Source organism: Thermoanaerobacter sp. A7A, assembly GCF_000445185.1.
GTDB lineage: Bacteria > Bacillota > Thermoanaerobacteria > Thermoanaerobacterales > Thermoanaerobacteraceae > Thermoanaerobacter.
In genome coordinates, this window is the sequence record NZ_AVAF01000153.1 from 72,903 (window position 1) to 85,008 (window position 12,106).

Here is a 12,106-nt window from a genome sequence, read left to right on the forward strand (position 1 = left end):
ACCTTCAAAAGGAAAGGATGAGAACGTGAAAATATTGGTACAAAAATTTGGTGGAACTTCTGTATCAACACCTGAGAGAAGAGAGAAGGCTGCCTCAAAAGTAATTGAAGCAGTTAAAAACGGTTTTAGCGTGGTAGTAGTAGTTTCTGCAATGGGAAGAAATGGAGATCCTTACGCCACAGACACTCTAATAAACATGGTCAAATCAATAGATAACAATATTTCAAAACGGGAATTAGATTTATTGATGAATTGTGGTGAAATAATCTCCAGTGTGACTTTTGCTGCAACCCTATCAAAGAAGGGTTATAAAGCAAAAGCATTTACCGGAGGACAAGCAGGCATTATAACAGATGATAATTTTGGCAATGCAGAAATTATAAAAGTAGAACCAACAAGACTTTTAGAAAGTTTAAAAGAAGGAATTATTCCTGTAGTAGCAGGTTTTCAAGGCATGACAGAAGAAGGAGATTTAACTACGTTAGGGCGAGGAGGCAGTGATACAACTGCTGCTCTTTTAGGTGTAGCTCTAAAAGCTTCTGCAGTAGAAATATATACAGATGTAGATGGAATAATGACAGCAGATCCTCGCATTGTTTCAAAAGCTCATATTTTGAAAAAAATAAGTTATAATGAAGTATTCCAATTTGCAGAACAAGGAGCAAAGGTAGTACATCCTAGAGCGGTAGAAATAGCAATGATAGGTAATATACCCCTTGTTATAAAAAATACCATGTCAGACAGTCCAGGCACTATTATAACTCAATATAATGAAGCTTACGATAATATTTACGATATAGACAAATTAGTCACTGGAATTGCTAATATGGACCATAGAGTTCAAATCGTGCTGGAAAACAGTGAAAACACAGAAAGTATATTTGAAAAAATTGCAGAAGAAAAAATAAGCATTGACCTTATTAATATTTTTCCTGAAAAACAGGTTTTTACAATATCAGAGGTGGATTTTAAAAAGTTACAAAAACTTCTTGAAGAAAACAATATAAAATATTCCTACAGAACTAATTGTTCAAAAGTCTCTATAATTGGTAATAGAATAAGAGGCGTTCCAGGAATAATGGCAAGAGTAATAAAGGCATTATCAAGGCATGATATAGAAATTTATCAAACAGCTGACTCTCATAATACTATTTCTTGCCTTGTAAGTCAAGATAAAGCTGAAGAAGCAGTTAGAGTTCTACATGAGGAATTTAATCTTTAAAACTTAGAAGCGCATACTATTGCGCTTTTTTCTTATACTAATTATTAGGAGTGTGATAAAGATGAGCAATTTTTTAAAAAATGAAGAAACAGAACAACCTCAGACTTTACCACCTGTTCAAGAAAATTTAAAAAATTTAGGCCAGACAAACGTACCTAATTTTGAAAGCAATATTCATTGTCTTACTATAATAGGACAAATTGAAGGCCACATGATTCTGCCTCCACAAAACAAAACCACAAAGTATGAACACATAATACCACAATTGGTAGCAATAGAAGAAAACCCTAATATAAAAGGAGTTTTAATTTTATTAAATACTGTAGGAGGAGATGTGGAAGCAGGTCTTGCTATCGCGGAAATGATAGCAAGCCTTTCTAAGCCTACTGTATCTATAGTATTAGGTGGAGGTCACAGTATCGGGGTGCCTTTAGCAGTTTCAGCAAATTATTCTTACATAGTGCCAAGTGCTACCATGACAATACATCCTATCAGAATGACAGGATTAATAGTAGGAGTTCCCCAAACTTTTGATTATTTCAACAAAATGCAAGATAGAATAGTAGAGTTTATTGTGCGAAATTCAAAAATAAAAAGAGATACTTTTATGAAACTTATGCTTAAAACTGGAGAATTAGCCAACGACATAGGAACAATCTTAGTTGGAAAAGAAGCAGTAGATTACGGTTTGATTGACGAAATAGGGGGTATCAAAGAAGCTTTAAAGAGGTTACACAATATGATAGAAGAAAGAGAAAAAAAGAAAGGTGAAGAATAATGTTATATACAATAATTCCCTATGAATTAATTTTTGAAAAAAGAGAAGATATACCCACCAATTACATAGAACTAAAGATGGGGAATAAACAGTTAGTAGTAGAAAAACTCTCAAATGGAAATTATATAATTCAAAGAATGTATTCTACTAATCCTTTTGATTACCTAGACGCAAAATATTCTCCAGGAAGCATGATAAGTATTTATTAGAAAAATTTTTGTGTTATAATAGATGTGTTTAAAAAATTAGCACATCTATTTTTTTGTTGCTATTTTACATAATTAATACTAAAATTTTTATAGAAGAAATTATAAACAGGTGGTATATATGATTGATAAAAAACAAAAGTCTCTCAAAAACGAAATCATTGGAATTATATTTTTGGCTTTTACACTTATTTCTTTTTTAAGCCTTTATACAGATACAACTGGTGCTATAGGTAAAAACATAGGAATTTTTTTAAAGGGTTCTTTTGGGATAGGTTCTTATGTTGTATCTGCTTTACTTTTAGTATTTGCGTTGATGTTTCTTTTTAATAATCGAGATTTTATAAAATTACATAAAGCTGCAGCACTTTTTGGACTTTTTCTAACCCTCATAAGTTTAGATCATTTGTATTATTTCCCTTCTAATGAAGGATTAAAAAATTATATCTTAGCTGCTTACACTAATGGTATAAACAATATGGGTGGAGGAGTTGTTGCTGCCTTACTGGTATATTTGCTAGTAAAACTTTTGGGTATCACAGGAAGCTATATATTATTGTTTTCTTCTTTGGCAATTTTTATAGTGCTTATTACAAATGTATCTATCGTAAACCTGATGGAATCTTCCTATCAGAAGTTTAAACAACGTAAAAAAAAGATAAAAAAAACAGACCATGAGAAGGAAGTAATTTCTACCTCTACTTCTCAAGAGGATTCCACATCTTTAGAAGAAAATATAATAGAAAAAAATAGAACAATCGATATAATTGAACATGTAGAAGAAGAAAGAAAAATCTATGAAAAATGTACAAAAGATAAAGAAGAGGTTATAGAAAGCGAGTATCTTCCTCCTCCTATAACCCTTTTAAAAGAGGCAATTCCCCCACCAAAAATAAAAAATGAAGTGTTAATGGAGAAAGTAAAAAAAATAGAAGACACTCTCAAAAACTTCGGAGTTGATGCAAAAGTTATCCAAGTGACAAAGGGGCCTGCAATTACTCGTTTTGAATTGCAACCTAGTGCAGGAGTCAAAGTTAGCAGAATTGTGAGTCTAACAGATGACATTGCTTTAAGTCTAGCTGCGCCTTCTGTGAGAATAGAAGCGCCGATTCCTGGTAAATCTGCTATTGGAATAGAAGTCCCAAATGATAAAATAGCTCCAGTATATTTGAGAGAAGTAATAGATAGCAAAAAGTTTAGAAATTTTAAATCAGGCTTAGCAATTGGTTTAGGAAAGGATATCGCTGGTAATATTGTCATAGCAGATTTATCTAAAATGCCTCATTTGCTCATTGCAGGTGCGACAGGTTCTGGTAAAAGTGTTTGCATAAATTCTCTTATAGTGAGTTTGTTATACAAAGCCCCTCCACAACAGGTGAAAATGATATTGATAGATCCAAAAGTAGTAGAACTTAATATTTACAACGGCATCCCTCATCTCTTAACTCCGGTTGTCACAGACCCTAAAAAGGCAGCCGGTGTCTTAAATTGGGCAGTACAAGAAATGACTAAGCGTTATAATTTATTTGCCCAATATGGAGTTAGAGATATAGACAGCTATAACGAAAAATACAAAGAAAACAGCTTATATAAAATTGTAATCATAATTGATGAGCTTTCTGACTTAATGATGGTCTCTCCTGCAGAAGTAGAAGAATATATATTTAGGTTAGCTCAAATGGCAAGAGCTGCTGGCATTCATTTGGTCATTGCTACCCAAAGACCCTCTGTTGATGTAATAACGGGAGTTATTAAAGCCAACATCCCTTCAAGGATTTCTTTTGCTGTATCTTCTCAAATTGACTCAAGAACAATCTTGGATATGACAGGTGCAGAAAAACTTTTAGGAAAAGGCGATATGCTTTTTAACCCTATAGGAGCAGCAAAACCTATGCGAATTCAAGGGGCTTTTATCTCTGAAGAAGAAGTAGAAGCTGTAGTAAATTTCTTAAAAAATCATTCTAAGCCTCAGTACGAAGAAATAGAAATTGAGGAAAAGACAAATGGAAAAATTTTTGAACAACAAGAGGATGAGTTATTAGAAGATGCTATTTCTGTAATTTTAGAAACAGGGCAAGCTTCTATTTCAATGTTACAAAGAAGATTAAGAATTGGGTACGCGAGAGCTGCCCGAATTATAGATCAATTAGAGCAAAAAGGTATTATAAGCGGTTATGATGGTTCTAAGCCAAGGCAAATTCTTCTATCAAAAGAAGAAATAAAAAAAATATTAGAAGAATCTTAAAATAGAAAGGAAATGCAGATGAAAAATGTAGGAATTATATCCCTTGGATGTCCCAAAAACACAATTGATTCAGAAAAAATGTTAGCAATTTTAAAAGAAAAAGGTTATAACATAGTAAATGATGAAAATAAAGCTGACATACTCATTATAAATACTTGTGGCTTTATAGAAGATGCAAAAAGAGAGTCGATAGAATGTATCATTGAGATGGGAAAACTCAAAAAACACAGGCTAAAATACCTTATTGCAACTGGCTGTTTGTCTGAAAGATATAATAAAGAATTATTAAAGGAACTTCCTGAATTAGATGCAGTAATTGGCACTGGAGATTTCCACAAAATTGCAGAAGTAATAGAAAAAATAGAAAAAGGAAAAACTGTTTTAGAATATGGACACGCTAATTTACTAAATGATGAAGGAATACAGCGCATTTTAACTACGCCAAATTATTACGCCTATTTAAAAATTGCAGAAGGTTGCAGCAATGCTTGTTCTTTTTGCATAATTCCAAAGATTAGAGGAAGATACAGAAGTCGCAAAATGGAGGACATACTTAGAGAAGCCGAGGAACTCGTCAAAAAAGGTGCAAAAGAACTTATACTCATTGCTCAAGACACTACAAAATATGGAGTAGACGTTTATAAAAAATTTATGCTGCCCCAACTTTTAAAAGAAATTTCTAAGATTGATGGTTTAAAGTGGATTAGGTTACTTTATGCATATCCTGATAGTGTAACAGAAGAACTTGTTGAAGAGATAAAAAACAATGAAAAAATAGTAAAATATATTGATATTCCGCTACAACATTCTCATGATGAAGTCCTAAAAAGAATGAATAGAAATACTAATAGACAAAAAATAGAAGAGGTTATAAGTAGATTGCGTAGCATTCCAAACATGGTAATACGCACTACTTTTATGGTAGGCTTCCCTGGAGAGACAGAAGAAGAATTTGAGGATTTAAAACAGTTCATAAAAGAAAAAAGATTTGAGAGAGTAGGAGTTTTCACATATTCTCGAGAAGAGGGAACTAAATCGTATTATATGAAGCCTCAAATTAAAAAGAGTGTCAAAATTAAAAGACAACAAGAGTTGATGGAGATACAAAAAGAAATTTCTTATCAGCATAATCTTTCAAAAGTGGGGAAGCAGTTAGAGGTACTTATTGAAGGCTTTGAAGATGGAATATATTATGGCAGAAGTTATATGGATGCCCCTGAGATTGATGGTGTTGTTTATGTAAAAAGCAACAAAAAACTCAAAGCTGGAGATTTTGTGGTAGCAACTATAACAGATGCCTATGAGTACGATTTGGTGGGGGAATATTAATGAATTTAGCAAACAAACTTACAATGTTAAGACTTTTTTTAATACCTATTTTTATGTTTTTTATGCTTGTCAGAGGTCCCTACAACGATTTTATAGCTGCAGGAATATTTTCACTTGCAGCATTGACCGACAAATTTGATGGATATGTGGCAAGAAAGTTTAATCAAATAACTAATTTTGGGAAATTTATGGACCCACTGGTAGACAAAATAATGGTTTCTTCTGCTCTAATAGCCTTAGTGCAAATGGGACGCATTCAAAGTTGGATTGTAGTAGTTATATTAGCAAGGGAATTTTTAATAACAGGTATTAGGACAGTTGCTGCTGATAAGGGAATTGTCATTGCTGCCAGCAATTACGGTAAATACAAAACTACTTTTCAAATGATAGCAGTAATTGCACTGATGCTTAATAATTACCCTTTTAGCCTTATAAATTTTCCTTTCGACACTATAATGGTGTATATAGCTTTAATTTTGACAATTTATTCGGGTGTAGATTATATTATAAAATCTAAAAATTTATTCAAAGATTAAAGAGGTGTTTTAATTGAGAGGAGAAATTATTTCTGTTGGCACAGAGCTTTTATTAGGACAAATTTTAAATACTAACGCCAAATATTTATCTGAAAAATTGGCTCTTTTAGGTATAGATATATATTTCCATACTAACGTTGGAGATAACGAAGAAAGATTAAAAGAATGTTTAAATATCGCTTTTAACCGCTCTGACCTTATAATAACAACAGGTGGATTAGGCCCTACTGTTGATGACATTACAAAAGAGACAGTGGCTTCTTTTTTAGGTCTTCCTCTTGTAGAAAACATAGAAGCAAAAGAAGAGATAATAAGATTTTTTGAAAAAATAGGACAAACACCTACCATGAACAACTTCAAACAAGCCTTTTTCCCAGAAGGTGCAAAAATCTTGCCAAATAAAAATGGAACAGCTCCTGGCTGTATAATAGAAAAAGATAACAAAATCATCATAATTTTGCCTGGTCCACCTTCTGAGCTAATTCCGATGTTTGAGGAATCTGTATATCCTTATCTTAAAAGCAAAACTAATGAAACTATAAAGTCTCGAGTAATCAAAATATTTGGCTTAGGTGAATCAAAAGTAGAGGAAATGGTAAAACCTCTTTTGTTTAATTCTAATCCTACTGTTGCTCCTTTAGTAGGTGATGGATACGTAACTTTGAGAATAACTGCAAAAGGACATGATGACAAAGAAATTTTAGAAATGATTGAGGATATGGAATCAAGGATTAGAGGTATCATAGGTGACTATATATACGCTGTAGATGAGGAAGAAATGGAAGAAGTCGTGATAAAATTACTACAGAAAAACAAATTAACTCTTGCTGTCTCTGAATCTTGTACAGGTGGTTTATTGGCAAAAAAGATAACAGATGTATCAGGGGCTTCAAAAGTCTTTAATTTAGGTGTTGTTTCTTACAGCAATGAAGCTAAAGAAAATATCTTAGGGGTTAGAAAATCTACTTTAGAGTCTTATGGAGCAGTAAGCCATGAGACAGCAAAAGAAATGGCAGAAAATATAAGAAAATTGGCCAATGCTGATTTTGGTTTGTCTACTACTGGAATTGCAGGACCTACAGGTGGAACACCTGAAAAGCCCGTAGGATTAGTGTATGTGGGTTTTGCTACCAATGAAAAAGTCTATGTAAAAAAACTAATGTTAAGTGGTGATAGAAGTAAAATAAGGACAAGGACAGTACTACATGCTTTAGACATTGTAAGAAGATATCTTCTGGGAATAAAAATTGACTAGTTATGTCCATTAATATATAATTAATTTAATACAATACCTTGTATTCTTGGGAGGTAAATAATAAATGATAGAAAAACAAAAGGCTTTAGAAATGGCTATAAGTCAAATAGAGAGGCAGTTTGGCAAGGGCTCTATCATGAGATTGGGAGATACTGCAAAATTGAATGTAGAAGTAATACCTACAGGTTCTCTTGAATTAGACATTGCTTTAGGTGTCGGAGGAGTTCCAAGGGGAAGGATAATAGAAATTTTTGGCCCTGAGTCTTCAGGAAAAACTACCTTAGCGCTACATATGATAGCAGAAGCACAAAAAATGGGAGGAACAGGTGCTTTTATAGATGCAGAACATGCTCTTGATCCTGTATATGCAAAAAATCTTGGGGTCAATATTGAGGATTTATTGGTGGCGCAGCCTGATACGGGCGAACAAGCCTTAGAAATTGCAGAAGCCCTTGTTAGAAGTGGTGCTGTTGACATAATTGTGATAGACTCTGTTGCTGCTTTAGTACCTAAGGCGGAGATTGATGGTGAAATGGGAGATAGCCATGTAGGGCTTCAAGCGAGACTGATGTCTCAAGCTTTGAGAAAATTAGCAGGGGTTACTAGTAAGTCTAAAACTATTGTGGTCTTTATAAACCAGCTTAGAGAGAAAGTAGGTGTTATGTTTGGAAATCCTGAAACAACCCCTGGAGGAAGAGCACTGAAATTTTATGCCACAATAAGACTAGATGTGAGAAAAGTAGATGCAATAAAGCAGGGAAATGAGATAATCGGCAATAGAACGCGTGTCAAAGTTGTAAAAAATAAAATTGCTCCGCCTTTTAAACAAGCAGAATTCGATATAATGTATGGAGAAGGTATTTCAAGGGAAGGAAGCATTTTGGATATTGGCACAAGTATAGACATAATTGAAAAAAGTGGTGCTTGGTATTCCTATGGAGATATACGATTAGGGCAAGGAAGAGAAAACGCTAAGCAATTTTTAAAAGAAAACAAAGAAATCGCAGATGAAATTGAAAGAAAAATTAGAGAAAATTTCAATCTAGCTTATAATAAAATAAAATCCTCCCCTGATGCAATAGTAGAATGACCCCTTATTGTGGGGTTATTTTATTACAAAAGGAGAAATAAGCATGATAATAACTACTATAGAAAAGCAGAAAAAAAATAAAACGCAATATAATGTTTACATAGATGGAGAATATGCCTTTAGTTGCAATTTAGAAGATTTGATCTATTTAGGCATAGAGGAAGGAAAAGAACTAGATAGTGAACAGTATAATTATTATGTAAACTATACTGCAACAAGACAAGCGAGTGACTACGCATTTAAACTTTTATCAAGAAAAATGTTAACAGAAAAAGAACTTTCTCAAAAGCTTGAAATAAAAGGTTTTGAAGAGAATATTATAAAAAGTGTTATTGAAAAGCTGAAAAGCTATAACTATATCAATGACGAAGTTTATACCAAATTATTTATAGAACAAAAAATAAACCAATTGTATAGCAGGCGAAAAATTTATTACGAACTTGTAAAAAAAGGAATTAGTAAAGAATTGATCCAAGAAAGTTTAAACAATTTTTATCCTGAAGAAAAAGAAGTTGAAATAATAAAAAAAATAATTGAAAAAAAATTAAAATCCCAAGAAGAAACTAAAAAGTTAAAAAACTATCTTTACAACAATGGTTTTCAAATTGAAAACATTAGCGATGCCTTGAAAGAAAAGGATTTATAACTTGACATAATTTTGAAAAGGGTCTAAAATAAAATATGAATAACTACTAAGGAGGTGTAAGAGTATTAGCCATGTTGAATTGATAATCACAGCACTTATTGCAATAGCAGTCGGCTTTCTAATTGGTTATTTTGCAAGAAAGATTATTGCAGAATCTAAAATAAAAAGCGCAGAAAATTTAGCGCGTACCATATTAGAAAGTGCAAAAAGAGACGCTGAAAATAAAAAAAGAGAGCTCTTATTAGAAGCTAAAGAAGAGATTCACCGCATGCGAACTGATTTAGAAAAAGAGATAAGGGATCGCAGAGGTGAATTACAGCGTTTAGAAAAAAGACTCCTTCAAAAAGAAGAAACCCTGGATAAAAGAGCCGAAACTTTAGAACAAAAAGAAAATCTTCTAGAAGAAAAACAAAAAGAAATTCAACAATTGGAAGAGCAAATTTCTTTACTCCATCAAAAAGAAATAGAAGAATTAGAAAGAATTTCGGGACTAAGCCGTGAAGAAGCAAAAGCCATTTTATTAGAAAGTGTTCAAAAAGATATACAACATGAAATGGCTGTAATGATTAAAGAAATGGAAAACAAAGCTAAAGAAGAAGCAGAAATGAAAGCAAGGGAAATAATTAGCAATGCCATTCAACGTTGTGCGGCTGACCATGCTGCAGAAACAACTGTGTTTGTTGTTACCCTTCCTAATGATGAAATGAAAGGTCGCATAATAGGTAGGGAAGGTAGAAATATAAGGACAATAGAGACATTGACGGGAATTGACCTTATAATAGATGATACTCCTGAGGCTGTTGTTATTTCAGGCTTTGACCCTATACGAAGAGAAGTTGCGCGGATTGCGCTGGAAAAATTAATTGAAGATGGGCGAATACATCCCGCAAGAATAGAGGAAATGGTAGAAAAGGCTAAAAAAGAAGTAGACAACATGATAATCAAAGCAGGAGAAGAAGCGGCTTTTGAAGTAGGAATTCACGGTTTGCATCCCGAGCTGATTAAGTTACTAGGAAGACTTAAATTTAGAACTAGTTACGGGCAAAATGTCTTAAAGCATTCAATCGAAGTAGCTCATTTGGCAGGACTTATGGCTTATGAATTAGGTGCAGATGCCCTAGTTGCCAAAAGAGCAGGACTTTTACACGATATAGGTAAGGCCGTAGACCATGAGGTGGAAGGCCCTCATGTAATGATAGGTGCAGAACTAGCTAAAAGATATCATGAGTCTGATGCTGTCATTCATGCCATAATGGCTCATCATAATGATGTAGAGCCTCAGACTGTTGAGGCAGTATTAGTACAAGCGGCAGATGCTATCTCTGCTGCAAGGCCAGGTGCAAGGCGGGAAGCTTTAGAAGCCTATATTAAGCGTTTAGATAAGTTAGAACAAATTGCTAATTCTTTTGAAGGTGTAGAAAAGTCTTATGCTATACAAGCAGGAAGAGAAATCAGAATAATGGTAAAACCTGAAATTGTCAATGATGATGATATTGTCATTTTGGCGCGAAATATAAGCAAAAAAATTGAGGAAGAAGTTGAATATCCAGGTCAAATCAAAGTGACTGTCATAAGAGAGACAGTAGCTGTAGATTATGCAAAATAAAGGATTGAAAAAAAGCGTGCGATGAGCACGCTTTAAAAGTTTCATCATAAATTTTTATTAGCTATTGTTTTAATAGCCAGGTTTGTGTAATAATAAGTTTAAGAAAATTATTTTTTGGAGGTTAAGAATGAAGATACTTATCATCGGCGATATAGTTGGAAGACCAGGTAGAAACATATTAAAAGAGCACTTACAAGAATTAATATCAGAATACAATATTGACATAGTTATAGCGAATGGAGAAAATGCTGCCGGAGGAAATGGACTGACTCGCAAAGTTGCTGATGAACTTTTTGAAATGGAAATTTCTGCATTAACAATGGGAAATCACGTGTGGGATCAAAAAGAAATATTAAAATTTATTGATGAAGAAATGCGAATTGTAAGACCTGCCAATTATTTAGAGGAAACACCTGGCAGAGGATCTATAGCACTTAATTTTAAAAATACAAAAATTGGTATTATAAATTTGCAGGGAACTACCTTTATGCCTTGCAATAGAAATCCTTTCTTTGTCGCCTTAGAAGAAATAGAAAAGTTAAAAAAAGAGACGAATATAATCCTCGTAGATTTTCATGCAGAAGCTACTTCTGAAAAAATAGCAATGGGATATTTTTTAGACGGAAAAGTAAGTTGTGTTTTTGGCACTCATACTCACGTACAAACGGCAGATGAGAAAATATTACAAAATGGGACAGCTTATATAACTGATGTGGGTATGACAGGTCCTAGTGATTCTATATTGGGAATAGATAAAGAATTAATAATTAAAAGATTTACATCTTCTGTACCTGTACGCTTTGAAGTTGCAAAAAAAGGTCCTGCCCAAATAAATGCCATTGTAATTTCTGTTAATGAAATAACAGGAAAATGCTATAGCATAGAACGCATTAATAAAATTTATGCATAAAAAGGAGGATTTTTAAAACAAATGTAGAATATTAACAAGGAGAAAATCATTTGTCTTTAAGGGGGAAAAACAATGGAAGTGTTAAAAGTTTCAGCAAAATCTAATCCAAATGCTGTAGCAGGAGCGTTGGCAGGGGTGTTAAGGGAGCGTGGAGGTGCAGAAGTACAAGCAATAGGTGCAGGTGCAATAAATCAAGCTGTAAAAGCTGTTGCAATTGCAAGAGGGTTTGTAGCTCCCAGCGGAATTGACTTAATTTGCATTCCTGCTTTTACAGACATTGAAA

At 33.3% G+C, this 12,106-nt stretch carries 12 protein-coding genes; all 12 read left to right on the plus strand.

The window, feature by feature from the left end; translation table 11 throughout:
• Window positions 1-25 precede the first annotated feature (25 nt).
• Window positions 26-1,222, plus strand: a complete 1,197-nt coding sequence (dapG, locus tag M663_RS0112005) for an aspartate kinase (protein WP_029689079.1) — start codon at window positions 26-28, stop codon at window positions 1,220-1,222.
• 61 nt (window positions 1,223-1,283) lie between these two features.
• Entirely contained in the window at window positions 1,284-2,000 is a 717-nt protein-coding gene (locus M663_RS0112010) for a ClpP family protease (RefSeq protein ID WP_003866765.1), read from the plus strand.
• On the plus strand, window positions 2,000-2,209 hold the full coding sequence (locus tag M663_RS0112015) for a YlzJ-like family protein (protein ID WP_009052388.1): 210 nt from the start codon (window positions 2,000-2,002) through the stop codon (window positions 2,207-2,209). The genes M663_RS0112010 and M663_RS0112015 overlap by 1 nt, the downstream gene beginning before the upstream one ends.
• Before the next feature lie 118 nt (window positions 2,210-2,327).
• A complete protein-coding gene (locus M663_RS0112020) occupies window positions 2,328-4,451 on the plus strand; it encodes a DNA translocase FtsK (RefSeq protein WP_029689080.1) in 2,124 nt (707 codons plus the stop codon).
• 18 nt (window positions 4,452-4,469) lie between these two features.
• A complete protein-coding gene (gene rimO / locus M663_RS0112025; RefSeq protein ID WP_029689081.1) occupies window positions 4,470-5,780 on the plus strand; it encodes a 30S ribosomal protein S12 methylthiotransferase RimO in 1,311 nt (436 codons plus the stop codon).
• Window positions 5,780-6,316: a CDP-diacylglycerol--glycerol-3-phosphate 3-phosphatidyltransferase gene (gene pgsA / locus M663_RS0112030; protein ID WP_004396226.1), complete on the plus strand. Its 537-nt coding sequence runs from the start codon at window positions 5,780-5,782 to the stop codon at window positions 6,314-6,316. Before rimO ends, pgsA begins: the two co-directional genes overlap by 1 nt.
• Before the next feature lie 13 nt (window positions 6,317-6,329).
• Complete coding sequence (locus M663_RS0112035) at window positions 6,330-7,571, plus strand: competence/damage-inducible protein A (protein WP_003869118.1); 1,242 nt, start codon at window positions 6,330-6,332, stop codon at window positions 7,569-7,571.
• 64 nt (window positions 7,572-7,635) lie between these two features.
• On the plus strand, window positions 7,636-8,661 hold the full coding sequence (gene recA, locus M663_RS0112040; RefSeq protein WP_003869117.1) for a recombinase RecA: 1,026 nt from the start codon (window positions 7,636-7,638) through the stop codon (window positions 8,659-8,661).
• Between the two features lie 43 nt (window positions 8,662-8,704).
• Complete coding sequence (locus M663_RS0112045) at window positions 8,705-9,307, plus strand: RecX family transcriptional regulator (RefSeq protein ID WP_004396227.1); 603 nt, start codon at window positions 8,705-8,707, stop codon at window positions 9,305-9,307.
• Between the two features lie 79 nt (window positions 9,308-9,386).
• Window positions 9,387-10,913 (plus strand): ribonuclease Y, encoded by a 1,527-nt coding sequence (gene rny, locus M663_RS0112050; protein ID WP_029689082.1) that lies wholly within the window; start codon window positions 9,387-9,389, stop codon window positions 10,911-10,913.
• Window positions 10,914-11,040: 127 nt separating this feature from the next.
• A complete protein-coding gene (locus M663_RS0112060) occupies window positions 11,041-11,823 on the plus strand; it encodes a TIGR00282 family metallophosphoesterase (RefSeq protein ID WP_029689083.1) in 783 nt (260 codons plus the stop codon).
• Window positions 11,824-11,895: 72 nt separating this feature from the next.
• The coding region (locus M663_RS0112065) for a stage V sporulation protein S (RefSeq protein ID WP_029689084.1) at window positions 11,896-12,106 on the plus strand (211 nt) is incomplete at its 3' end.

What these genes read in the sequence shown, in the direction of transcription:
- M663_RS0112010 (WP_003866765.1), top strand. Translation starts at nt 1,284, where the DNA reads ATGAGCAATTTTTTAAAAAATGAAGAAACAGAACAACCTCAGACTTTA.
- M663_RS0112015 (WP_009052388.1), top strand. Translation starts at nt 2,000, where the DNA reads ATGTTATATACAATAATTCCCTATGAATTAATTTTTGAAAAAAGAGAA.
- M663_RS0112020 (WP_029689080.1), top strand. Translation starts at nt 2,328, where the DNA reads ATGATTGATAAAAAACAAAAGTCTCTCAAAAACGAAATCATTGGAATT.
- rimO (WP_029689081.1), top strand. Translation starts at nt 4,470, where the DNA reads ATGAAAAATGTAGGAATTATATCCCTTGGATGTCCCAAAAACACAATT.
- pgsA (WP_004396226.1), top strand. Translation starts at nt 5,780, where the DNA reads ATGAATTTAGCAAACAAACTTACAATGTTAAGACTTTTTTTAATACCT.
- recA (WP_003869117.1), top strand. Translation starts at nt 7,636, where the DNA reads ATGATAGAAAAACAAAAGGCTTTAGAAATGGCTATAAGTCAAATAGAG.
- M663_RS0112045 (WP_004396227.1), top strand. Translation starts at nt 8,705, where the DNA reads ATGATAATAACTACTATAGAAAAGCAGAAAAAAAATAAAACGCAATAT.
- M663_RS0112060 (WP_029689083.1), top strand. Translation starts at nt 11,041, where the DNA reads ATGAAGATACTTATCATCGGCGATATAGTTGGAAGACCAGGTAGAAAC.